This is a genomic window from Nocardioides sp. Root240 (assembly GCF_001428825.1).
In the GTDB taxonomy this organism is placed as follows: Bacteria; Actinomycetota; Actinomycetes; order Propionibacteriales; family Nocardioidaceae; genus Nocardioides.
On the sequence record NZ_LMIT01000002.1, the window covers coordinates 832,264 to 854,027 of the forward strand.

23 protein-coding genes are annotated in these 21,764 nt (G+C 73.0%); 5 read left to right on the forward strand and 18 right to left on the reverse strand.

The window, feature by feature from the left end; translation table 11 throughout:
- Positions 1-29 precede the first annotated feature (29 nt).
- Complete coding sequence (locus ASE20_RS07045) at positions 30-794, reverse strand: PIG-L deacetylase family protein (RefSeq protein WP_200952723.1); 765 nt, start codon at positions 792-794, stop codon at positions 30-32.
- Between the two features lie 259 nt (positions 795-1,053).
- Here ASE20_RS07045 and ASE20_RS07050 point away from each other — a divergent pair, with 259 nt between their 5' ends.
- The gene (locus ASE20_RS07050; protein WP_056893781.1) at positions 1,054-2,196 is read left to right on the forward strand and encodes a N(5)-(carboxyethyl)ornithine synthase; all 1,143 of its coding nucleotides are present in this window, start codon (positions 1,054-1,056) and stop codon (positions 2,194-2,196) included.
- 72 nt (positions 2,197-2,268) lie between these two features.
- Positions 2,269-3,462 (forward strand): phosphoglycerate dehydrogenase, encoded by a 1,194-nt coding sequence (gene serA, locus ASE20_RS07055; RefSeq protein ID WP_056893782.1) that lies wholly within the window; start codon positions 2,269-2,271, stop codon positions 3,460-3,462.
- A gap of 25 nt (positions 3,463-3,487) precedes the next feature.
- On the opposite strand, the gene ASE20_RS07060 is transcribed toward serA, so the two are convergent.
- Positions 3,488-3,847, reverse strand: a complete 360-nt coding sequence (locus ASE20_RS07060) for a hypothetical protein (RefSeq protein ID WP_056893783.1) — start codon at positions 3,845-3,847, stop codon at positions 3,488-3,490.
- A 77-nt stretch (positions 3,848-3,924) separates the two neighbouring features.
- On the opposite strand from ASE20_RS07060, the gene ASE20_RS07065 reads away from it, so the two are divergent.
- The 3 genes from ASE20_RS07065 (at position 3,925) to ASE20_RS07075 (ending at position 6,431) form a co-directional block, all read left to right on the forward strand.
- Entirely contained in the window at positions 3,925-4,116 is a 192-nt protein-coding gene (locus tag ASE20_RS07065; protein WP_056893784.1) for a hypothetical protein, read from the forward strand.
- 136 nt (positions 4,117-4,252) lie between these two features.
- On the forward strand, positions 4,253-5,548 hold the full coding sequence (locus tag ASE20_RS07070) for an AAA family ATPase (RefSeq protein ID WP_157538622.1): 1,296 nt from the start codon (positions 4,253-4,255) through the stop codon (positions 5,546-5,548).
- A 31-nt stretch (positions 5,549-5,579) separates the two neighbouring features.
- Positions 5,580-6,431 carry a 2-phosphosulfolactate phosphatase gene (locus ASE20_RS07075; protein ID WP_056893786.1) on the forward strand — a complete coding sequence of 284 codons (852 nt, stop codon included), beginning with the start codon at positions 5,580-5,582 and terminating at the stop codon, positions 6,429-6,431.
- A gap of 33 nt (positions 6,432-6,464) precedes the next feature.
- Here ASE20_RS07075 and ASE20_RS07080 read toward each other — a convergent pair whose 3' ends face one another.
- The 16 genes from ASE20_RS07080 to xerD form a co-directional block, all read right to left on the reverse strand.
- Positions 6,465-7,064, reverse strand: coding sequence for a hypothetical protein (locus ASE20_RS07080; protein WP_056893787.1), 600 nt, complete (start codon positions 7,062-7,064; stop codon positions 6,465-6,467).
- Positions 7,065-7,145: 81 nt separating this feature from the next.
- A complete protein-coding gene (locus ASE20_RS07085) occupies positions 7,146-8,756 on the reverse strand; it encodes a DNA polymerase (protein ID WP_056893788.1) in 1,611 nt (536 codons plus the stop codon).
- 10 nt (positions 8,757-8,766) lie between these two features.
- Positions 8,767-9,387 carry a hypothetical protein gene (locus tag ASE20_RS07090; RefSeq protein ID WP_056893789.1) on the reverse strand — a complete coding sequence of 207 codons (621 nt, stop codon included), beginning with the start codon at positions 9,385-9,387 and terminating at the stop codon, positions 8,767-8,769.
- Positions 9,388-9,525: 138 nt separating this feature from the next.
- Positions 9,526-10,866 (reverse strand): ribosome biogenesis GTPase Der, encoded by a 1,341-nt coding sequence (der, locus tag ASE20_RS07095; RefSeq protein WP_056893790.1) that lies wholly within the window; start codon positions 10,864-10,866, stop codon positions 9,526-9,528.
- Entirely contained in the window at positions 10,859-11,575 is a 717-nt protein-coding gene (locus tag ASE20_RS07100; protein ID WP_056893791.1) for a lysophospholipid acyltransferase family protein, read from the reverse strand. The genes der and ASE20_RS07100 overlap by 8 nt, the downstream gene beginning before the upstream one ends.
- Positions 11,572-12,249, reverse strand: a complete 678-nt coding sequence (gene cmk, locus ASE20_RS07105; RefSeq protein ID WP_200952724.1) for a (d)CMP kinase — start codon at positions 12,247-12,249, stop codon at positions 11,572-11,574. The genes ASE20_RS07100 and cmk overlap by 4 nt, the downstream gene beginning before the upstream one ends.
- 10 nt (positions 12,250-12,259) lie before the next feature.
- Positions 12,260-13,345, reverse strand: a complete 1,086-nt coding sequence (locus tag ASE20_RS07110) for a prephenate dehydrogenase (RefSeq protein ID WP_056893792.1) — start codon at positions 13,343-13,345, stop codon at positions 12,260-12,262.
- 23 nt (positions 13,346-13,368) lie between these two features.
- A complete protein-coding gene (locus tag ASE20_RS25495; RefSeq protein WP_056893793.1) occupies positions 13,369-13,779 on the reverse strand; it encodes a VOC family protein in 411 nt (136 codons plus the stop codon).
- Positions 13,769-14,590: a helix-turn-helix domain-containing protein gene (locus ASE20_RS07120; protein WP_225869188.1), complete on the reverse strand. Its 822-nt coding sequence runs from the start codon at positions 14,588-14,590 to the stop codon at positions 13,769-13,771. Before ASE20_RS07120 ends, ASE20_RS25495 begins: the two co-directional genes overlap by 11 nt.
- A gap of 15 nt (positions 14,591-14,605) precedes the next feature.
- On the reverse strand, positions 14,606-15,358 hold the full coding sequence (locus ASE20_RS07125; RefSeq protein ID WP_056893794.1) for a pseudouridine synthase: 753 nt from the start codon (positions 15,356-15,358) through the stop codon (positions 14,606-14,608).
- Positions 15,348-16,034, reverse strand: a complete 687-nt coding sequence (gene scpB / locus ASE20_RS07130) for an SMC-Scp complex subunit ScpB (protein ID WP_082612206.1) — start codon at positions 16,032-16,034, stop codon at positions 15,348-15,350. Before scpB ends, ASE20_RS07125 begins: the two co-directional genes overlap by 11 nt.
- Positions 16,027-16,878 carry a segregation and condensation protein A gene (locus ASE20_RS07135; RefSeq protein WP_056893795.1) on the reverse strand — a complete coding sequence of 284 codons (852 nt, stop codon included), beginning with the start codon at positions 16,876-16,878 and terminating at the stop codon, positions 16,027-16,029. Before ASE20_RS07135 ends, scpB begins: the two co-directional genes overlap by 8 nt.
- Positions 16,871-17,188, reverse strand: a complete 318-nt coding sequence (locus tag ASE20_RS07140; RefSeq protein WP_056893796.1) for a hypothetical protein — start codon at positions 17,186-17,188, stop codon at positions 16,871-16,873. Before ASE20_RS07140 ends, ASE20_RS07135 begins: the two co-directional genes overlap by 8 nt.
- On the reverse strand, positions 17,173-18,042 hold the full coding sequence (locus ASE20_RS07145) for a ParA family protein (RefSeq protein WP_225869197.1): 870 nt from the start codon (positions 18,040-18,042) through the stop codon (positions 17,173-17,175). Before ASE20_RS07145 ends, ASE20_RS07140 begins: the two co-directional genes overlap by 16 nt.
- 247 nt (positions 18,043-18,289) lie before the next feature.
- Complete coding sequence (locus ASE20_RS07150) at positions 18,290-20,824, reverse strand: DEAD/DEAH box helicase (protein ID WP_056893798.1); 2,535 nt, start codon at positions 20,822-20,824, stop codon at positions 18,290-18,292.
- A complete protein-coding gene (gene xerD / locus ASE20_RS07155; RefSeq protein ID WP_056893799.1) occupies positions 20,817-21,752 on the reverse strand; it encodes a site-specific tyrosine recombinase XerD in 936 nt (311 codons plus the stop codon). Before xerD ends, ASE20_RS07150 begins: the two co-directional genes overlap by 8 nt.
- Positions 21,753-21,764 lie beyond the last annotated feature (12 nt).

Here is a 21,764-nt window from a genome sequence, read left to right on the forward strand (position 1 = left end):
GCTAGTCGAACACCTGTTCGAGCAAAAGATCAGTCGAGGCCCTCGAACAGGTCGGCCAGCAACGGCGCCCCGGGCTCCCGCTCAGGCCACACGACGACATAGGACTCGCGCCGGACCCGGCGCGCCCACTGCTCGGTGTCGGTCGGGTCGTCGGACATGACGTGGTGCTGGCTCCGGTGCTGCTGCAGCCCTGCGACCACGCGGTGGGCGACCGAGCCGCAGTCGACGACGACCCCGATCTCCTCGTCCGGGACACCGCGCATGTGGTAGGTCTGCGTCGGGTCGAAGGTGGGCAGCCCCATCTCCGCGCGCTGGGCGTTCCAGCGCTCGAACACCGACTGCGGTACGGCGCCGTGCACCAGCCGCTGGAAGCCCCGGCGCCCCGGCGCACGGAGCCGCCGGAAGGCCTCGTCGGTCGCCGCACCGATCGTGATGTGGTCGGGGTGGCCGAAGATGCCGTCCGGGCCGAAGGTCACCACGACCGCCGGGTCCTCCTCGTCCAGGATCGGCAGCACGGCGTCGACGACGTCCTCGAACCGTAGGTCCGCCAGCCCGCCGTCGGGCAGGCCCAGCCACTCGTGGCGGTCCGGGACGCGACCCACGGCCCGCCACGCGGCCTCGTCCTCGGCCTGACGCATCGCGGGCAGGTCCTCCCGCGTCCACGAGGCGCCCGCCGGGATGTCGGCCAGCTCGCCGTGGGTGGCGAGCACGAGCACGAACCGGAAGTCGGCCTCGTCGGCATGCAGTGCGACCGTGCCCGCGATGCCGTACGCATCGTCGTCCGGGTGTGCCATCACGCACGCCAACGTCCGGTTGCGGGCCATGCCCCAGTATCGCCGCACCGCGATGGCACCGCCACACACCGACAGGCGTAGTGTCATGAGCCGGAGCCATTCAGGCTTCCTCTCAGAGAGATCCCGTCATGAGCGACAAGTCGCCTCGTCAGAGCATGTCCAAGAAGACCGGGAAGTCCATCAAGGAGAAGCGCGCCGACAAGCGCGCCAAGGAGACCGGCGAGACCTTCTCCGACAAGATCCACCCGGACCGCAAGAAGTGACCCTCTCGAGCCTGGGCGTCATCGGGTCGTCAGCCAAGGAGAACGAGCACCGGCTGCCCATCCACCCCGACCACCTCGCGCACGTCGACGCCGACATCCGGGCGCGGATCACGCTCGAGCACGGGTACGGCGCCCGGTTCGGCGTCGACGACGCCTCCTTGCGCCCCCACGTCGCCGGCTTCGCCTCGCGCGAGCAGCTGCTCGCCGACTCCGACGTGGTGCTGCTGCCCAAGCCGCAGCTCTCCGACGTCGCCGCGATGGGCTCCGGACAGGTGCTGTGGGGCTGGCCGCACTGCGTCCAGGATGCCGAGCTCACCCAGGTCGCGATCGACCAGCGACTGACCCTGATCGCCTTCGAGGCGATGAACCACTGGACGCACGACGGCGGCGTGGGACTGCACGTGTTCCACCGCAACAACGAGCTGGCCGGGTACTGCTCGGTGCTCCACGCCCTCCAGCTGGCCGGCCTGACCGGAGACTACGGTCGCCGCCTGAGCGCGGTGGTGATCGGTTTCGGCGCGACCGCTCGCGGAGCCGTCACCGCCCTCAACGCCCACGGGGTGCACGAGGTCGCGGTGCTGACCAACCGCGGCGTGGCAGCCGTGGGATCGCCGATCCACTCGGTGCGGATCCGCCAGTTCGAGCACGACGCCGACCCCGGCAAGCCGAGCCACGTGATCACCGAGCGCGGACGCGAGCCCCTCCCGGCCTACCTCGCCGAGAACGACATCGTCGTCAACTGCACCCTGCAGGACACCGCCCAGCCGCTGATCTACCTGGCCGACGACGACCTGACCGCCTTCCGCCCGGGGAGCCTCATCGTGGACGTGTCGTGCGACCTGGGCATGGGCTTCACCTTCGCCCGGCCGACCGGCTTCGACGACCCGACCTTCCTGGTCGGCGACAACGTCCTCTACTACGGCGTCGACCACTCGCCGTCGTACCTGTGGAACTCCGCGACGTGGGACAACAGCAGCGCCCTCCTCCCGTTCGTGCGCCGGGTCCTCGAGGGCGGCCCCTCCTGGGACGCTGACGAGACCTTGAGCCGCGCGATCGAGATCCGCGACGGGCGTGTGGTCAACCCCGCGATCCTGGCGTTCCAGGGCCGCGAGCCCGAGCCGCCGTACCGGGTCGCCTGAGCCCAGGGGCCGGCCGTCCCACGTCCGACGGCCGGTGCACGAGGGCGCGACGGTGCGCCGTACCGTTGTCCCGTGAAGGCTTTGCTCCTCGAGAACATCCACCCGGCCGCTGTCGAGTACCTGGAGGGCCGCGGGTACGACGTGGACCTCCGTGCGGGCTCGCTGTCCGAGGAGGAGTTGCTCGCCGAGCTGCCCGGCGTCCAGCTGCTCGGCATCCGCTCCAACACCACCGTCACGGCCCGCGCGCTCGACGCCGCCCCCGACCTGCTGGCCGTCGGCTGCTTCTGCATCGGCACCAACCAGGTCGACCTGGCCGCGGCGGCCGAGCGCGGCATCGGTGTCTTCAACGCGCCGTACTCCAACACGCGCAGCGTCGTCGAGCTCGTGATCGCCGAGATCATCTCGCTCGCCCGCCGCCTGCCGGAGAAGACCGAGCGGATGCACGAGGGCGTCTGGGACAAGTCGGCCAAGGGCAGCCACGAGGTCCGCGGCCGCACCCTCGGCATCGTCGGCTACGGCAACATCGGCACCCAGCTCTCGACCGTCGCCGAGGCGCTCGGCATGAAGGTCGTCTTCTACGACGCCGCCGACCGCCCTGCGCACGGCACCGCCCGCCGCGTCCGCACGCTCGGCGAGCTGCTCGCCGAGGCCGACGTGGTCAGCCTCCACGTCGACGGACGCCCCGGCAACGCCGGCTTCTTCGGTGCCGCGGAGTTCGCGCAGATGAAGCGACGGGCGATGTTCATCAACGCCTCGCGCGGCATGGTCGTCGACTACGACGCCCTGCGGGAGAACCTGCTCTCGGGGCACATCGCGGGCGCTGCGGTCGACGTGTTCCCGGCCGAGCCGAAGGCCCAGGGCGACCCCTTCACGTCCGTCCTGCGCGGGCTCGACAACGTCATCCTCACCCCGCACATCGGCGGCTCGACGCAGGAGGCGCAGGAGGAGATCGGCGGATTCGTCGCCGAGAAGCTCGCCCGCTTCGCGCTGGAGGGCAGCACCGCGCTGTCGGTGAACCTGCCCGACGTGCTCCCCGGGCCGTACACGCCCGGCCACCGGATCGGCTTCCTGCACCACAACGTGCCCGGCGTTCTCGCCAGCCTGAACGCCGCCTTCTCCGACGCCGGCGACAACGTCGTCGGCCAGCACCTGTCGACCCGAGGCAGCCTCGGCTACGTCGTCACGGACGCGGCCGAGCCGCTGTCGGAGCAGGCCATGCAGACCCTGCGCGCCTCCGAGCACTGCGTCTGGGTCCGCACCTGGTAGCACCCTCGGCCGAGCGCCCTCCCGGTCAGCCGTCGAGGCCGGCCGTGCGGTCGAGCTCCTGCAGGAGGTCGTAGGCCGCCCGCTCGACCGCCTTGTGGCGCCACTCGGCCGCGCGGTAGACGCAGGCGATCAGGCCCGAGCGGTGCACGCGACGGTAGTCGCCGTAGACGAACGCGTACCGGGCCTTCGTCTCGTCGTTCGCGCCCTGGGTCAGGCCGAGGTGCCACGCCGCGTAGGCCGCCCAGCCGTGGCGCTCGAGGAGCTGGTTGCCGGCCTCGGCGTCGGGCTGGACCTCGCCCCAGTCGCTGTCGAGCACGTACTGATGGGCCGCGATCAGCTCGCGCGCCCTCGTCACCGCGTCGGGGTTGACCTCGTAACGGGCCATGCGCTCCAGCCTGTCACGCCGCCCGGGCCGGCACCAGGCGTTCGACTGGCCGGGCCCGGACCGGGTAACGACCACCCATGGGACACCGAACCGACGACGAGCGCCGCAACGCCGAGCGCGCAGCCGAACGAGCGCACCTGCTCCCCGAGGAGGTCGCCGCCGGGAGCGACGACCCCGAGGCCCAGGCCGAGGCGATCCTGGACGAGTCCGACGAGCGGACCGACGACCCGGAGGGCACCCGCCGCGAGAGTACCCAGACGCCGGACTGAGGGCCTCGCCGATGCGTCGGACCCCTGGATAACCATTGGCACGTCGGTGCTGCCGGGACGCACACTGGCCCACTGTGCTCGCGCCGTCCGGCGCGGGCGCAGCGCCCGTCCCGACGACCGACCGAAGGTGGTGACCATGACCGACATCGACGCGCTCGACCTCCTCGAGGAGGGAGCGACGCCTGCCCTGCGCCTGCTGGCCGACGCGATCGACCGCGAGTTCGCGCGTCGGAAGCCCGTCACGCCGACGGCCTACGAGCACGCCGCCTCGCTGCTCGGCGTCACCACCGACGCGGTGGAGGTGCTGAGCGAGTCCCCCGACCCGCCGGCGGCCCACGCCGTGGGGCGCTGGCTGCACGACGCGCAGGAGCGCTGGGGACTCACGGCCGCCGGTGCGGTCCCGACCGCGCCGGCGCTGACCGCCACGATCCCCGGCGCCTCGGGTGACGTGCGGGCGTTCACGGCGGCGACGGTGCTGCTGCCGGCGGGCACCCTGGCCGAGGTGCCCCTGGTGGTGCGGGTCGTCCTCGACCGCTTCGGTCCCGACGTCGACCTGATCGGCCGGGCACAGGACACGGCGGTGCTGCCGGAGGTGTTCGAGTCCTTCCTGCGCACCTGCCGCACGACCGCGTCGCCGTACTGGCGCGGCGCCTACCGGGTCACGTCCACCAACGCCGGCCTGCAGCTGCAGCGCTGGAGCGCCCCGAAGGCCTCCCGCGACCTGCTGAAGCTCGACGACGCGGTGTGGCACACCATCGACCGCCGCGTGCACCGCGTGCTCGACCTCGCCGACGACCTCGCCGCCCGCGGTCTCGGCACCAGCACCGGCCTGCTCCTCGTCGGCCCGCCCGGCACCGGCAAGACCCAGCTCGGCACCGTCGTCGCCCACGAGCTCGCCGGCACCGCCACCGTGCTGGTCCCCGGCACCTACGTGACCGAGCACTTCCTCACCGAGCTGTTCGACCTGGCCGCCGACCTGTCGCCGTGCCTGATCCTGATGGACGACCTCGACCTGATCGCCGGGGAGCGTGGCCAGACGAACCCGCACCGATTGCGCGAGTTCCTCAACGTGATGGACGGCGGCCTCGCCGACCGCAGCGGCGTCGTCGTGATCGCCTCCACCAACGACCACCGCAAGATCGACAAGGCCGCGCGCCGCTCGTCGCGCTTCGACACGGTCATCAAGATGGAGGCGCCCAACGTCGAGGGGCGCCGCGCGATCCTCGGCCGCTACCTCGCCTGGTGCGACACCGCGCTCGACCTCGACGCGGTCGCCCGCGCCACCGAGGGCGCCACGGGCGCCGACCTCAAGGAGCTCGTCCGCGCCACCGTGCTCGAGACCGACGACGCCGTGACCACGGCCGCGCTGCTCCACCAGGCCCGCGAGGGCGGGTGGCGCGAGCCGAAGCAGGCCGCGGGCCAGTACCTCTGACGTCGGCACGGGCGAGCACTAGCCTCGAGCCATGGCCGTCGCCCCCACCGCCCTGGACGTCGACCCGGCCCACACCCAGCACGCCAGCCGGATCCGGCTCGAGTGGGGACCGACCGGTGGTGCCGCGATCTGCGCCGGACCTCCCGCGGCCGACATCGCCGTGGTGGTCGATGTGCTGTCGTTCACCACGACGCTCTCGATCGCGACGCGCCGCGGCACACGGGTCCACCCTTTCCCCTGGAAGGACGAGCGCGCCGCGGCCTACGCCGCGGAACGCAGGGCCGTGCTCGCCGTGGGCCGGTTCGAGGCGCAGCACCTCGACGACCCGCCGCCGAGCCTCTCGCCCGCGACCCTCCTCGCCAGCCGGTACGTCGCCCGCCTGGTCCTGCCCTCGCCGAACGGATCCACGATCTGCGCGGCCCTGCGCGACTCCCCCACGGCACCGACCGTCGTCGGGGCGTCCCTCCGGAACCGCACCGCCGTCGCGGACTGGCTCGCACCGCGCGTCGCCGCCGGCGCGACCGTGGCCGTGGTACCGGCGGGCGAGCGCTGGACGGACGGGAGCCTGCGGCCTGCGGTCGAGGACCTCTGGGGAGCGGGTGCCGTGCTCGACCGGCTGCTCGACCGGCTGCTCGGCGTGCTCGACGGGTCCGACGGCGCCCGCGGACCGGTCGCGATCAGCGCCGAAGTGCGGCACGCGGTCGCGGCGTACCGCCACGTCGCCGACCAGCTCGCCCACGAGCTCCGGGCCTGCGCGAGCGGGCAGGAGCTGGTGGCGATCGGGTTCGGGGCCGACGTCGCTGCGGCGGCGGAGCTGGACGCCGACGAGGTCGTGCCGGTGCTCACCGACGACGGTTTCGCCGCCGCGCCGGCTGGAGCCTGACGACCAGGACCGACGCTCAGCCTGGAACCAGGCTCAGTCGAGCTGCCGGGCGATCTCCGCCAGCACACCCTTGCGGTTCTTGCCCGCGACCTCCTGGTCCCGCAGCCGGCGCAGCGCGGAGGCGTCGAGGCCGGCGATCCGGGCCTTGACCTGGGCGACGGTCAGCGTGGACAGGTCCGGCAGCCCGTCGGCGCCGGCGGCCTTCGCCGAGGGGTCGACCACCGTCAGCCGAGGACGCTTGCTCGCAGCCGGAGCCTCCGTGGCGGCGACCGGCACCCGAGCCGCCTCCGCAGCCCGGGGCGGCGCAGGCGTCCTCCGTCGCCCGGGCATCAGCTTGGGCGCCTGGGTCACCGCCTGGGCGATCCGTCCCGCGGTGGCCCGGACCGGCGCGGTCGCGGTCTCGGTGATCGTGTCCAGGACCTGCAGCAGCGCCTGGGAGTAGGCCTTGCTGGAGCTCAGCAGCTGTCCGAGCAGCTGGTCGGCCTCGGTGCGGGTGAGCGCGCCGCGGGTGACCATGTCGTCCATCAGCTCCTGGAGCTTGGTGGTCTGCACGGTCACGCTGTGCTCCAGCGCGCCGTGGAGGGCCCTCAGGTTCCGGGAGATCAGGTCCGCCGGCCCACCGCTGCGTGCCATCGAGTACCTCCAAGAGTCGTTCCCTGCAGGGTAGCCCCCGACGGGCGCCTCTGGGACGGGTCGCTGCAGGCGGGTCAGGGGTCAGTCATAGGCCGCCTCCACCTGCCACGCCCCCGGCGTCTGCCAGCGCAGCAGCCAGGCCCGGCCGTCGACCCCGACGACCTGGAACCGGGCCGCCCGGCCGCCGGAGCCCGCCCCCAGCCACCAGGACTCGTCGACCGGCCACGGACCGGCCCACGAACCGACCGGATGCCAGCGTCGTCCGATCCGGAACCGCCACGGTGCACCGGTCACCTGGCCGCGGCTGGTGACGGCGACCGCGACGCCGGCCTCGTCGACGACCTCCGCCTCCAGCGCCTCGGCGAACACCCGGCTCGGCGCCGGCCCGGGGATCTGGCCCGGCCACGGCCGGTCGACCGGGCGCAGTCCGACCGGCCGCTCGCCCCACGGCACCAGGGCCTGGCGGTCGGTCGCGGCCCGCCCGCCCTGGCGCACGGGCACGCGCACGGCGTCGTAGCCGACCATGGCCTGCACCCGGGCCACCCCGCGCACCACCTGGTCGTCGGCCCCACCGCCCCACAGTCCGTCGACGTGGGCGCCGGCCGGCTCGACGGTGTCGGGCAGGAAGCGGACCAGGGCCACCGCGGAGGTGATCGTCTCCCCCGTCGACTTCCGGCTGCGCAGCCCGGAGCTCGCCATCCCGGCCTGCAGCTGCCAGTGCACCCGGTCGACGAGGTCACGGGAGGTGAAGCAGCGTGGGTGCAGCCAGGTACGCGCCGAGACGCCCTCCTCGAACTCCGCCTCGATCCGCACCCCGGTGGCCACCAGCTGCCGGTCGGTCAGTCCCGCGACGAACCGCTCCGCCGTCGTCCGGACGCTGAAGGTCACCGCCTCCGCCGAGTCGAGCGGGGGCTCGAAGGAGATCTCGCAGGTCAGCTCCGGCGGTGGGGTCCGCGAGGCGAGCCGGGTGACCTCCTCACCCTGCACGCGGCGCCAGACCTCGACGCCGTAGCTGCCGAACCGGTTGCTGACCGAGGCGCCCGAGAGCGCCGCGAAGTCACCGAGCAGCACCAGGCCGAGGCGCCGCAGCAGGTCGGAGAGCTCGGCCCCCTCCGGCCCGTCGTCGGCGAGCGCGGTCACCGGCAGCCCCCGCAGGAAATCCGCGGACCCGCCGGCCGGCACCACCAGGCAGCCCTGGGGCGGGGCCTCCCGGGCGGCCCGCTCGGCGGCGTAGAGGTCGTCGGCCGTGCCGAAGCGGCAGTCCCACACCCCCGCCCCGACGAGGTGCTCGGCCAGCACCGCCGCGGCGGTCTCCTCACCACCGATTCCCCCGCGGGCGAAGAAGCGACCCGGCGCGGGCAGCGCGAGCAGGCCCGGCCGCAGCGGCGCCACACCCGGGCGCACCTCCTCGACCGCGCTGAGGACCGGCTCGAACCAACGCGCGTCACGGTCGGGGTTGGCGGTCAGCAGCACCAGCTCGGGGCAGCGCGCCTGGGCGTCGCGGCGGCGGTGACCACGGCGTACCCCCTCGGCCCGGGCGGTGGCGTTGCAGACCGTCACCCGGTTGTTGGCGAGCACGGCAGCGGGCGCGCTCACGTCGGCGACCGGGTCGTCGTCGGTGCGGGCGTCGGCGAGCTCGAGGAGTCCCGCGGTCACCGACCAGTCCGGGCACCACACGACCATGGTCCGCATCAGGGGCTCCTCATCCGGCGATCACCAGCTCGGAGCGCGCCGGCATCCGTCCGCCGCCGCGGGCGGCCAGCTCCACGTGCCGCTCGCGCAGTCGGCCGTTGCCGGCACCGATGCCCAGCCAGGTGCTCCGCTCCGTGGCCAGCCGGACCTCGCACCGTGGCCAGTCCCCCTGCACGACCAGCACCCCGGCCCGGGCCCGGAGCCGGGCGTCGAGGATGCTCGCCGACTTCGCGTCGACTGAGCCGGGTGGTCGCAGCACCACCACCTTGAGCACGTCGACCAGCGCCGCGGTGACCTCGAGCCAGTGCTCACCGGGCGCGGGCACCAGGACGGTGCGGGACAGGTCGATGCCCCACTGGTGCGCCGCCTCGACGCCGAAGTCGTCCCACCCGGCGAAGCCGACCCACTCCCCGGCCTGCGAGGCCCCCGCTGCCAGCGCCATGCCGAGGCTGGCCGAGTCGACGCCGTAAACCCCGCCGGTGCGCAGCCGGACCAGTCCGTCGAAGGCCGGCAGGGTCGGCACGGCCAACCGGGTGGGGCCGCCCTCGAGGGCCTGGATCCGACCGCGCAGCTGGTCGAGGACCGCACGCGGGTCGACCAGGTCAGGGGTCTCGAGGGGGCGGATGCTCACCCACCCATGTTCGAACATTTGTTCGAACGAAGCAAGTGGCGGACCCCGTCCTGTGGAGATCCCGCCGATTGGGCAGGAACTGCACGTCCCGAGGCGGAATTGTTGCGGTTTGGGACCAAACCGCAACAACTTCGACGACTACGAACGCCCGCGCTTCTCCCGCGGCTGCACCTTGATCTCGATCGGCGTACCGACGAACCCGAACTCCTCGCGGAGCCGGCGCTCGATGAACCGCTCGTAGCCCTGGTCGAGCTTGCCGGTGGTGAACAGCTTGAACACCGGCGGCGCGCTCTGGACCTGGCTGCCGAACAGGATGCGCGGCTGCTTGCCGCCGCGCACCGGGTGCGGGTGCTCGGCGACGATGCGGCCGAGGAAGGCGTTGAAGGCGCCGGTCGAGATCCGGGTCTCCCAACCCTCGATCGCGCGGTGCAGCGCGGGGACGAGGCGGTCGATGTGCCACCCGGTCATCGCGGTGATGTTGATCCGCGGCGCCCACTGCACCTGCACGAGGTCGCGCTCGATCTCGCGGTCGAGGTAGTAGCGGCGCTCGGCGTCGACGAGGTCCCACTTGTTGAAGGCGATGACGAGCGCCTTGCCGGCCTCGCGCACCTCCTGCAGGATCCGCATGTCCTGCTCGGCGATGGACTCGTTGCCCGCCAGGACCAGCACGCAGACCTCGGCCCGCTCGATGGCGGTCGAGGTGCGCAGCCAGGCGTAGTACTCGTGGCCCGAGGCCTCCTTGACCCGCTTGCGGATGCCCGCGGTGTCGATGAAGCGCCAGGCCTCGCCGCCGAGCTCGACCAGCTCGTCGACCGGGTCGACGGTGGTGCCGGCGACGTTGTCGACGACGACCCGGTCCTCACCGGCGAGCTTGTTGAGCAAGGAGGACTTGCCGACGTTGGGCCGACCGACGATGGCGATACGACGGGGGCCACCGGGGGCGTCGTACTCGCGCTCGGGCGCCTCGGGCAGGACCGCCAGCACCGCGTCGAGCAGGTCGCCCGAGCCGCGGCCGTGCAGGGCGGAGACGACGATCGGCTCGCCGAGGCCCAGGTTCCACAGACCGAAGGCCTCCGCCTCGGTGCGCTCGTCGTCGACCTTGTTGGCCGCCAGCACGACAGGCTTGCCGGACTTGCGCAGCACCCGGACGACGGCCTCGTCGGCGTCGGTGATGCCGACGGTCGCGTCGACCACGAACATCACGGCGTCGGCGAGGCTCACCGCGATCTCGGCCTGCGCCCTGATCTGCTCGGCCATGCCGCGGGCGTCCGGGTCCCAGCCGCCGGTGTCGACCAGCGTGAAGGCGCGTCCGCTCCACTCCGCGTCGTAGGAGACCCGGTCGCGGGTCACACCGGGGATGTCCTCGACGACGGCCTCGCGGCGGCCGAGGATGCGGTTGACCAGGGTCGACTTGCCGACGTTCGGCCGGCCGACGACGGCCAGGACCGGGACCACCCCGGTCGGGGCAGCTTCACTCATCACGATCTCCTTGCGGGAGCGGGCCCGGCAGGCTCCGCCCCGTCTCCTCGAGCGCGTCGGCGAGCCCGCTGCGCATGTGCGCGCGCAGGGCAGCCGACGTCAGACGTACATGATCCCTCGTCCGGGGCCAGGACACCGCATCGACGGCCATCGGCTCACCGACCACGATGTCGATCCGGGCCCGCTTCGGCGGCAGCGAGCTGCTCGTGCCGCCGGGCTCGCGGGTCCCCAGGAAGGTCAGCGGTACGACGGGCGCCCCCGTCACCAGCGCCAGGTACGCCGCCCCCGTGTGGAACTCCGCCAGGTCGCCGGGCCCGCGGGTGCCCTCCGGGAAGACGCCCACGGCGTGCCCGTCGCGCAGCACGCGCAGCGCCGTGCGGACCGCCCGCACGTCGGTGTGGAAGCGGTCGAGCGGGACCTGCCCCGCCCGGCGGAGGAACCAGCCCAGCGCCCCGCTGAACATCTCCTGCTTGGTCAACGCGTGCACCGGCCGCGGGGCGAAGATCGCCATCAGCGGGCCGTCGACGAAGCCGACGTGGTTGCCGGCCACGACGACCGGTCCACTGGCGGGGAAACGCTCCGGATGGTGGACGTGGACGTCGTACCGCCGCCGGATCAGCCAGCGCGACGTCGGACGCCCGCGGACCAGGAGCCAGCGGGCGGGTGGGGGGACCCCGTCGGAGCGGGGGGCGGCGTCGTGAGCGCTCACACGCTCTCCGTCACCAGTCCCACCACGATGTCGATGACCTCGTCCAGGGTGCGGTCGGTGGAGTCGATGTGGACCGCGCCGTCGACCTTGGTGAGCGGTGCCACCGCCCGACCGGAGTCGATCTCGTCGCGGGCGAGGAGCGAGGCCTCGGTGGCGGCGACGTCGGCGCCGCCGTTCTCGAGGGCGCGGCGGGCGGCACGGGCCGACGGGTCGGCGGTCAGGTAGACTTTCACCTCGGCGCCGGGGCACACGACGGAGCCGATGTCGCGCCCCTCGACGACGATCCCCCCGTCACCGACGATCTCGCGCTGCAGGTCGACCAGTCGCGCCCGCACCTCGGGCACGGCGCTGACCGGCGAGACCGCGGCGTTGACCTCGTCGCTGCGGATCTCGACGGAGACGTCGGTGCCGTCGACCGTGATGGCCGGGGCGAGCGGGTCGGTGCCGGAGACGATGACCGGGTCGAGGGCACGCGCGGCGACGGCGTCCGCGTCGTGCACGTCGACGCCCTGGCGCAGCATCCACCACGTCATCGCGCGGTACTGCGCCCCCGTGTCGAGGTAGCGCAGCCCCAGCCGGTCGGCCACGGCCCGGCAGGTGCTCGACTTGCCCGAGCCCGAGGTCCCGTCGACTGCGACGACGACGTTGACCGGCACCTGCACCTGCTCATTCACGGCCCGCAGACTACCGGTGGGTGTCCCAGCCCTTCGACTCCAGTACGACGAGCAGCTGCTCCGCACGGTCCGCGACCACGTCGAGCTCGACGAGTCCGACCGGGCGGCCCGGGTCGTGGTCGATCCGCACGTCCTCGATGTTGACACCGCTCGCGCCTGCGTCGGCGAACAGCCGCGCCAGCCCGCCGGGCTCGTCGGGGAGGGCGACGCGGACCGCGGTCATCGGCTGCGGCGCGGCGCCGTGCTTGCCCGGGATGGCGCGGGTGCCGGCCTGCCCGTGGCCGAGGAGCGACTCCAGGCCGACCCGGTCCTGGGCGGTCACGGCCTCCAGCACCAGGTCGAGCCGGGCCCGGACCTCGGTCAGCAGCGCGGCCACCTCGACGGCGTTGCCGCCGATGATCTGGCTGTAGAGCCGCGGGTCACCGCCGGCGACGCGGGTCACGTCGCGAACCCCGGTGCCGGACAGTGCGAGGTGCTCGGGAGGCGCGGCGGCGAGCGTGCCGGCCACCAGCGACGCCATCAGGTGCGGGACGTGCGACGTCCGCGCGACGGCGCGGTCGTGCTCGACGGGGTCGAGCAGCACGGGCACCGCGCCGCAGACCCGCACCAGCGCCTCGACCACGCGGGTCGCCGCCGGCGTCGCGTCCGGCCCGGGCGTGACGGCCCACGGCCTGCCGTCGAAGAGGGTGGCGTTCGCCGAGAGCGGGCCGGAGTGCTCGGTGCCGGCCATCGGGTGGCTGCCGACGTACCGGCTGACGGCGGGGTGACGGGCGACCGCGTCCATCGGCGGCGCCTTCACGCTGCCGACGTCGGTCACCACGGTCTCGGGGCCGGCGGCGTCGAGCGCGGCGGTGATGGCGGCCCCCACCGCGTCCGGAGGTACGGCGACCACGACCAGCTGCGGCACGTCCTCGGGCTGCCGTGCGCGTCCCGCGCCGAGCCCGGTCGCGGTCCGGACGTGGTCCGGCGTCGTGTCGGTGAGCAGCACCTCCAGGCCCGCGCGGCGGCAGGCCAGCGCGATGGAGGTACCGATCAGTCCGGTACCGACGATCTCCACGGGCCCCACGAGGGCTCCGGCTGCGGTGGTCTCGGACACGACCGCAAGGTTAGGACAACGCCTCAGGCGGTCGGCTCCGCGCCCGGCTGGTAGGACCCGAACGACCAGTGGTTGCCCTCCGGGTCGCGCACGCTGCCGCCCCGGCCGCCGTAGTCCTGGTCCACCATCGCGCGCTCCACCGTCGCACCGCCGGTGACGGCCGCGTCGAAGACCGCGTCCGGGTCGTCGGTCACCAGGTAGACCGCGCCGCACCCGGCCGGCTGGAGCGGACTGTCGTCGCGGACCGCTCCGAACATCAGTCCGCCGCCGCCCGGCCACAGCCACTCGGCATGGACCACCGTGCCGGACTCGTCGCGGTGGGTGGCGTGCTCGACGAAGCCGATCGTCCGCAGCCATGCCGACATGGTGTCGACATCGCGGAACTGCAGGGCGGGCCAGAGTCGTACGGTCGCAGCGTGCTCGTCAGTGCTCATGCCCCGAGCCTGCTCCCCCGTCGTCGTCGCGGTCTTGGACGAACGGGAACTCCTCGCGCAGCCAGGTCGTCGGCGTGCAGCCCGCCAACGCCGTCCACTCCCGCGTGAGGTGCGCCTGGTCGGCGTACCCGCAGACGGCGGCGACCTCCGCCAGCGGCCGCCGCCCGAGCGCGCCCCGCGCCCGCTCGAGGCGGGCGACGCGCTGGTAGGCCTTCGGCGTCAGCCCGCACTCCGCCCGCACCAACGTGCCGAGCCGCCGGCGGCTGTAGCCGACCTCGGCCGCCGCGGCCTCGACCCGCGTGCCCGCCGTGAGCAGGGCCAGTGCGTGCGCGACCTCCGCCTGCGGGCCCCGGTCCCCCGCCCGCGCGGCGAGCACCGCGAGCGCCCGGTCGACGAGCGCGACCCTCGCCGCCCAGGTCGGTACGGCGTGCAGCCGCTCCGGCAGCTCCCGCAGCCCCTTCGGTACGACGGCCTCGTCCAGGTCCGTCAGGGCTCCGGAGAGGTCCGCCGCCGGCCGCCCGAGCAGCACCCGCGCGCCCTCGAGGGTCAGTGCGAGCTGCACGCCGCGCTGCGTGCCGTCGTGGTGGATGGCCGCGGGCTCGGTGTGCAGCCCCGACAGCGACGCCCACGCCGCGTGCATCGACGCGGGCCGACCCGCCCACGAGACACGCAGCGGGTCGTCGACCGGCAGCACCAGCGTCAGCGTCGTCGAGGGCAGCCCGCGGTGGACGCCGGGCGCACCGAAGTCGACGTCGTAGGGAATCCGTGCGACGACGTACCTCCGCAGCGCGGCGGGCACCGGGGGGACCACGGATCCACCGTAGGACTACAGCCCGACGAGCTCCAGCAGCTGGCCCAGCTCGTCGTGGCTCAGCTCGCGCAGCTTGCCGCCGCCGAGCGTGCCGAGCTCGATGGGACCGAACTTGGTGCGGCTCAGCTGGCGCACCGGGTGACCGACCTCCTCGAGCAGGCGGCGCACGATCCGGTTGCGGCCCTCGTGGATCACCAGCTCGATGATCGACTTCTCCGCCCGGGTGTCGATGACCCGTGCGCGGCGCACCTCGACCGGGCCGTCGTCGAGCGTGACGCCGGCGAGCAGGTCGGCGACGGTGCCCTTGGCGAGACGCCCGGCGACCTCGGCGACGTAGGTCTTCTCCACCTCGAACGACGGGTGCGCCATCCGGTGGGCGAAGTCGCCGTCGTTGGTCAGCAGCAGCAGGCCGGAGGTGTCGGTGTCGAGCCGTCCGACGTGGAAGAGACGCTCGGGCCGGTCGCCCACGAAGTCCGACAGGGTACGACGCCCCTCGGGGTCGGACATCGTCGAGACCACCCCCCGCGGCTTGTTCAGCACCAGGTAGACGTGGTCGGAGACCGGCGGCAGCCGTTTGCCCGAGACCTTGATGACGGCGGTGCGCGGGTCGACCTTCGTACCGAGCCGGGTCACCACCTCACCGTCGACCTCGACCTCGCCCTCGAGCATCAGCTCCTCGCAGCGGCGCCGCGAGGCGACGCCGGACTGGGCGAGCAGCTTCTGCAGACGGATCTGGCCGTCCTCGTCGACCGCGATCTCACGCGTCATCGGACGACTCCTCGGTGGGCGCGGCGGCGGACTCCGGAGCCTGCGACGACGCGAGCTCCTCCTCCATCTCCGCGAGGTCGGGCAGGTGCGGGGCCAGGTCGGGCAGGTCGTCGAGGGAGACGATGCCGATCCGCTCCAGGAAGTACGACGTCGTGCGGTAGAGCGTCGCGCCGTGCTCGCCGTCCTGGCCGGCGTCCTCGACCAGGCCACGGTTGATCAGGGTCCGCATCACGCCGTCGACGTTCACGCCGCGGACCGCGGAGACCCGGGCCCGCGAGACGGGCTGCTGGTAGGCGACGACTGCGAGCGTCTCGAGCGCCGCCTGGGTCAGCCGGGCCTGCTGGCCCTCGAGCACGAAGCCCTCGACGACCGCGGCGTACTCCTCGCGCGTGTAGTAGCGCCAGCCGCCCGCGACGTTGCGCAGCTCGAAGCCGCGCTCCTGCTCGTCGTACTCGGCGGCGAGGGCGACCAGTGCGTCGGCGACCTCCTGCGCGGGGTAGCCCACGGCGGTCGCCAGCGAGATCTGGTCGAGCGGCTGGTCGGCGACCATCAGCACCGCCTCGAGCGAGGGCCGCAGCGGCGCGAGGGGCATCGGGAGCGCCTCGTCGGCCACTTCCTCGGCGGGGCCCACGTCCTCGGCCGGGGGCTGTGCCTCGGCCGGGATCTCGTCAGTCATCGGTGCTCTCCTCCGGGGGCAGCGGCGCCCCGTCGAACTCGTCGGTGATCAGGTCCTCCACGTCGACCGCCTCGTCGCCGGTCCACCGCACGGTCAGCTCGCCGAGCGGCGTCACCTGGTCGAACGCCACCGCGCCCTCGCGGAACAGCTCCAGCAGGGAGAGGAAGCGCGCGACGGTGGTGAGCGTGTCGGGCGAGTCGCCGCACAGGGCCCGGAAGGTCATCGTGCCACTGCGCCGCAGCCGGTCGACCACGACCGCCGCCTGCTCGCGCACGCTGACCGTCGGGGCGTGGATGTGGTGGAGGGTCAGCTCCAGCTCGGGCTTGGGCGTCATCGCCCGGGCCGCCAGCGCCGCGAAGGCGTCGAGGCCGATCCCGATCAGCACCTCGGGGAGCAGGCCGGCGAAGCGCTCCTCCAGCCCCACCGCCCGCGGGAAGCGCCGCGACTCGGCCTGGAGACGAGCGTCGAAGACCGCGGCGACCTGCTTGTAGGCCTTGTACTGCAGCAGCCGCGCGAACAGCAGGTCGCGCGCCTCGAGCAGGGCCAGGTCCTCCTCGTCCTCCACGTCGCCCTGGGGCAGCAGCCGGGCGGCCTTGAGGTCGAGCAGCGTCGAGGCGATGAGCAGGAAGGAGGTGGTCTCCTCCAGGTCCGCGTCGGGCAGGTGCTTGATGTGGGCGATGAACTCGTCGGTGACCTTCGAGAGCGCGATCTCGGTGACGTCGAGCTTGTGCTTGGAGATCAGGCTCAGCAGCAGGTCGAAGGGACCCTCGAAGTTCGTCAGGTGGACCTCGAAGCCACCCTTCGAGTCGCTCTCGGCCTCGCCGAGGGCGTCCTCCTCACTCACGCAGGCGCCTGACGAGAGGCGATTCCTCTCCTGCCGTCTCCAGGTCCGCCAGGACCAGGTGCAGCGCCTCGCGGACGAGCCGGCCCCGGTCGACGGCCAGTCCGTGCTCGCCGCGCAGCGTCAGTCGCGCGCGCTCCAGCTCCATCAGCTCGTCGGAGGTGATGTAGACCGTGATCTTCTCGTCGTGGCGGATCCGCCCGCTCGGGCCCTTCTGGGCCTCCTGCGGCGGGTCGGGAACCGCCCGGACGGCGGGCTCGGAGGTGGCACGGAAGAGGTCGTCGGCAGCCGGCAGGCTCACACGTCGAGGCACCGAACCGCCACCTCCTTGGCCAGCTGACGGTAGGCCTCCGCCCCGGTGGAGCTGGAGGCGTACGACGTGATGGGCTCGCCCGCCACCGTCGAGTCGGAGAACTTCACCGTACGGCGGATCACCGTGTGGAAGACCTTGTCGCCCCAGGCCTGCACGAGGCGCTCGAGGACCTCGCGGCCGTGGAGCGTGCGGCCGTCGTACATGGTGCCGAGCACGCCGTCGACCTCGAGCGTCGGGTTGAGGCGCTGCTTGACCTTGTCGATGGTGGCCTTCAGCAGCGCGACCCCGCGCAGCGCGAAGTACTCGCACTCCAGCGGCACGATCACGCCGTGGGAGGCGGTGAGCGCGTTGACCGTCAGCAGGCCGAGGGACGGCTGGCAGTCGATGAGGATGACGTCGTAGTCCTTCATCGCCGGCGCGAGCACCCGCTGCAGGGTCTGCTCGCGGGCGACCTCGTGCACAAGCTGCACCTCGGCCGCCGACAGGTCGATGTTGGACGGCAGCAGGTCCATGCCGGGCACGCCGGAGGGCACGACGACCTCGTCGAGCGTCGTCTCCGGGTCCATCAGCAGGTTGTAGACGGTCATGTCCATCTCGTGCGGGTTCAGCCCGAGACCGACCGACAGCGAGCCCTGCGGGTCGAAGTCGACCAGCAGCACCTTGCGGCCGTACTCGGCCAGCGCCGCACCCAGGTTGATGGTCGTCGTGGTCTTGCCGACGCCACCCTTCTGGTTGCACATCGAGATCACCCGCGCGTTGCCGTGGGCGGTCACCGGCTTCGGGTCCGGCAGCACCGGCATCGGGCGGCCGGTCGGGCCGATGTCGGCCGTCGGCTCGATCGGGACCCGCACCATCGGGGTCTCCGGGGTCGGGAACTGCAGCGTCATCGCATCCTCCGTGCCGAGAGGCACCTCGGTGCCCGTCTCGCGCGCGGGTGCCGGCATCGGCATCCGCGGCGGCATGTCGGGTGCACTGGATCCTCCGTAGGTACCGACCATCGCCCTCACCTTGCGTCGTGGAGTGGTTGCGGGCTCCTTCCCCAGAGCCCGGGACCCTTCCATCCAACAATGTCGACACGACGACATTCGGGAGGCGCGCCGGTCAGCCGGTGAGGCTCACCATCTCCAGGGTGTGGACGACGGCCTCGCCCGCCTCGTCGCTGGCCGCGAGGTCGACCTCGGCGCGGATCACCCAGTCGTGGTTGCCGTCCGGGTCGTGCAGGGTCTGGGTCGCGATCCAGCGACCGGGAGCCTTCTCGACCGTCAGCAGCGCCGGTCCGCGGGCATCGGCGTCGGTGAGCAGGCGGTCGTGCTCGTCGTAGAAGTCCTCGATCGCCTGGTCCCAGTCACGCTCGCCCCACTCCGCACCCTCGTCGAGGGCGGCAAGGGCGGGGACGTCGTCGCGCGCGACCAGCTCCACGCGTCGCCACAGCGCGTTGCGGACCATCACGTCGAACACCCGGCCCTGCTGGCTCAGCGGGCGCGGCGGGGGCGGCGGCTCGTGATGGCTCACGGCCGACGGCGCGTGCGACGGGTCGGCGAGCGCCTCCCACTCGTCGAGCAGCGAGGAGTCGACCTGGCGCACGGTCTCCCCCAGCCACTCGACCAGCAGCTCCAGCTCGTCGCGGCGGTACGACGCCGGGACGGTCTGGCGCAGGGCACGGTAGGCGTCGGTGAGGTAGCGCAGCACCAAGCCCTCGGAGCGGGCCACCTGGTAGCGGGAGACGAGGTCGGTGAAGCCCATCCCCTGCTCCCACATCTCGCGCACGACCGACTTCGGCGCGAGCGCGTCGGGGGCGAGCCAGGGGTGCCGCTCGCGGTAGGTCTCGAAGAGCGGCTCGAGCAGGTCGGCGAGCGGCTCGGGCCAGGTGATCTCCTCGACCAGGGCCATCCGCTCGTCGTACTCGACGCCGTCGGCCTTGAGCGCGGCGATCGCCTCGCCCCGCGCGGCATGGCGCTGGGCCATCAGCAACGGACGCGGCGCCTCGAGCGTCGCCTCGACCACCGAGACGACGTCGAGCACGAAGGTGTCGCTGTCGGGGTCGAGCACGTCGAGGACGGCCAGCGCGAAGTGCGACAGCGGCTGGTTGAGCGCGAAGTCGACGGGCAGCGCCTCGGTCAGCACGTAGCGACGTCCGAAGCGGTCGACCTCGTCGAGCCGGGTCAGCACCTCCGAGGTGACCAGGCTGCGGGCCAGCCGGACCGCACGCTTGGCCAGCCGGAGCTGGGTCCTGCGGTCCTCGTGGTTGTCCATCAGCAGCCGCCGCATGACCGGGAAGGCGTCCTCCTCGCGGGAGAGGACGTTGACGAGCATCGCGTTGTCGACCTTCATCTGCGACTTCAGCGCCTCCGGCCTGCCCTCGACGAGCTTGTCGAAGGTCGCCTCGGTCCAGACCACGGTGCCCGGCGGCGGCTTCTTCAGCTGCGCCTTGGACCCACGCTTGGCCTGCTTCTCGGCGCTCATGGCAGCGTTCTTGGCCGCCGCCTTGGCCTTGGCCTTCTCGTTCTCGATGACGTGCTCCGGCGCCTGGACGACGACGTAGCCCGCCGTGTCGTAGCCCGCGCGCCCCGCCCGGCCGGCGATCTGGAGGAACTCGCGCGTGCGCAGCACCCGCTGCCGGCTGCCGTCGAACTTGGCGAGCCCGGTGAACAGCACCGTGCGGATCGGCACATTGATGCCGACGCCGAGGGTGTCCGTCCCGCAGATGACCGTCAGCAGGCCGGCCTGGGCGAGCTGCTCGACGAGGCGGCGGTAGCGCGGCAGCATCCCGGCGTGGTGGACGCCGATCCCCTGCCGCAGCAGCTTGCTGAGGGTCTTGCCGAAGCCGGCGGCGAAGCGCACCGGGGCGAGCCGCTCGGCGATCTGGTCCTTGCGGTCCTTCGGGAGCACCGTGTCCAGCCGGCCCGGGCCGCTCAGGAGCGAGACGGCGTGCTCGACCGCGGCGGCCTGGGTGAAGTGGACGACGTAGACCGGGCCCTGGCCGGTGGTGACCAGCTCCTCGAGCTTCTCCCCCATCGGCGAGAGCGACCAGCTGAAGTCCAGCGGCACCGGGCGCTCGGCCTGGTCGACGATCGAGGTGTCACGGCCGTTGCGGCGGGTCAGGTCGGCGGCCAGCTCCGTGGTGTCGCCGAGCGTCGCGGACATCAGCAGGAACTGCGCCTCGGGCAGCTCGATCAGCGGTACCTGCCACGCCCAGCCGCGGCCGGGCTCGCCGTAGAAGTGGAACTCGTCCATCACGACCATGCCGACGTCGGCGCCGGCGCCCTCGCGCAGCGCGATGTTGGCGAGCACCTCGGCCGTGCAGCAGATGACGGGCGCGTCTGCGTTGACCGCGACGTCGCCGGTCAGCATGCCGACGTCGGCCGCGCCGAACACCTCGACCAGGTCGAAGAACTTCTCGCTGACCAGCGCCTTGATCGGCGCGGTGTAGAAGGTCACCCGGTCGTCGGTGAGCGCCGCCATCGCCGCGGCCATCGCGACGAGCGACTTGCCCGAGCCGGTCGGCGTCGCGAGGACGACGTTGTCGCCGGCCAGCAGGGAGAGAATCGCCTCCTCCTGGTGGGGGTAGAGCTCGAGGCCGCGTTCCTCGGCGTACCGGGTGATGCGGTCGTAGGCCGCGTCCTGGGCGTCAGGCATCGCGCGCCCTCGGGTGGGCGGTCGCGAAGACCTCGCGGAGGTTGTCGACCGTGACCAGGGTGTAGACCTGCGTGGTCGTGACCGACGCGTGCCCGAGCAGCTCCTGGACGACGCGGACGTCAGCGCCGCCGTCGAGCAGGTGGGTCGCGAACGAGTGGCGCAGCGTGTGGGGCGACACGTCGCGGGTCACACCGGCCCGCTCGGCCGCCTTCACCAGGACCGCCCACGCCGACTGGCGCGAGAGCCGGCCGCCGCGGGCGTTCAGGAAGAGCGCGGGCGTCGCCTGGGCGACGAGCGCGGGCCGACCCCGCACGAGGTACGCCGACAGCGCCGCCCGCGCGTACGAGCCGACCGGCACCAGCCGCTCCTTGCCGCCCTTGCCGCGCAGCAGCACGGCGTTGTCGAGGTCGAGTCCCGACACGTCGTCGACGTCGAGCCCGACGGCCTCGGAGATGCGCGCACCCGTGCCGTAGAGCACCTCGAGCAGCGCCCGGTCCCGCAGCGCCAGCGGCGTGCCCGGGGCCCCTGCCGCGTCGAGGATCGCCTCGACGTCGGACAGTGGGAGCGCCTTGGGAAGCCGCTTCGCCGGGGTCGGCGGCTTCACCGCCGCGGCCGGGTCGAGCTGCGCCAGCCCGTCCGCGACCGCGAACTTGTGGAAGCCGCGGACCGCCACGACCGTGCGGGCCGCCGACGACGCGCTCAGCGGCGGGTGGTCCGCGTCGCCCTCGCGCAACCGCATCAGGAACTCGGTCACCGTGGACTCGGTGACGGCGTCCAGCCGGTCGATCCCGGCGGCCGCGAGGTGCTCGCGGTAGCGCCGCAGGTCACGCTGGTAGGACGTCAGCGTGTTCGCTGCCAGACCCTTCTCGACCGTCAGGTGGTCCAGGTAGGTCCGGACCGCCCGGTCCACCGCGCCTGCACCACTCACCCGGTCAGGCTA